This is a genomic window from Streptomyces griseoloalbus, from assembly GCA_014650015.1.
Taxonomy (GTDB): domain Bacteria; phylum Actinomycetota; class Actinomycetes; order Streptomycetales; family Streptomycetaceae; genus Streptomyces; species Streptomyces griseoloalbus.
Genome location: BMUD01000130.1, coordinates 1 through 602 on the forward strand (window position 1 = coordinate 1; position 602 = coordinate 602).

A 602-nucleotide genomic window follows, 5' to 3' on the forward strand; every position below is an offset into this window, starting at 1 on the left:
ATCATCCTGCCGCCCCTGGACGGGCTCGCCGAGGCACAGGTCCGCGGAATGACATGCGTGTGGGACGGCATCGCCCTCACCCCCGCGACCGCCGTCGACCTCGGACCGATCCGGAAGAAGCATCTGGGCCGCGAGTACCAGTGGTTCCCCCGCGGCTGCAAGCGCTGCGTCGGGGAGAAGGCGTATAACGCCCTCTTCCTGCACAGCCGCGAGTGCGCCGAGTGCTGGCGGGGGCCAAACTGTCCGTTCGCCATCGCGGCCAACAGGCTGATGAGGGAGGGCGGGCAGTGACCGAGCCGGTGAAGACCATGGAGGACGCGCCCCACCTGGGCGACCCGCTCCCCACCCCAGACCCCGCGCCCGGCTGCGGGCGCTGCGAGCAGCTGGCCGTCCAGCGCACCGCCGCCCGGGCGGAAGGCGACTGGACGCGTGTGACCGACTGCAACATCGAGATGCGTCGTTGCTCGCACACCCGCCCGGGAGGTGCACGATGAACCCCGGCCTCCGGTGCACGGCCACAACCCAGGTGGACGACGAGACCCGGGCGCTGGCAGAGACGATCACCTCTCCTCACGACTCCATCGAGTGGGCCTCGTACCCGG

Annotated in this window: 2 protein-coding genes; both read left to right on the forward strand. The window is 70.8% G+C overall.

Annotated features, from left to right (window positions below; genetic code table 11):
* Nucleotides 1-291, forward strand: a 291-nt coding sequence (locus IE178_RS35245) for a hypothetical protein (protein WP_193515097.1), incomplete at its 5' end; no start/stop codon positions are given.
* Complete coding sequence (locus tag IE178_RS35250) at nt 288-494, forward strand: hypothetical protein (RefSeq protein ID WP_318280433.1); 207 nt, start codon at nt 288-290, stop codon at nt 492-494. The genes IE178_RS35245 and IE178_RS35250, both read left to right, overlap by 4 nt.
* Nucleotides 495-602 lie beyond the last annotated feature (108 nt).